The sequence below is a fragment of the Psychrobacter sp. CAL346-MNA-CIBAN-0220 genome, from assembly GCF_040309805.1.
GTDB lineage: Bacteria > Pseudomonadota > Gammaproteobacteria > Pseudomonadales > Moraxellaceae > Psychrobacter.
Window position 1 is genome coordinate 1 of the sequence record NZ_JBEOPF010000579.1, and the last position, 248, is coordinate 248.

At 44.0% G+C, this 248-nt stretch carries 1 protein-coding gene; it reads left to right on the forward strand.

What is annotated here, in order from left to right; all coding sequences use genetic code 11:
• A partial coding sequence (locus AAEY88_RS14880; RefSeq protein ID WP_350563635.1) for a tyrosine/phenylalanine carboxypeptidase domain-containing protein occupies nt 1-248 on the forward strand: 248 nt, incomplete at both ends.

Genomic DNA, 248 nt, shown 5'->3' on the forward strand with positions numbered 1-248 from the left:
TATTTTATCTGAGCAAGTTAATGCCAGTATGGTAGGGATCAACGTAGAGGTAATGCTAAGCGATGGCATAGTGAGCGATGCAGCAGCTGGGGCTAATAATATTAAGCTAAATAAAGATGTGAAGTTTTCGCAGCGTGAACTCGATATTCTAGAAGTGCACGAAGGCTGGATACATGTAGGCACGACGCAAAATGGCCTAGCGCAACCTTACTTAACCTGTTTAAGTAAAGGCACGCCAAGCTCAACAG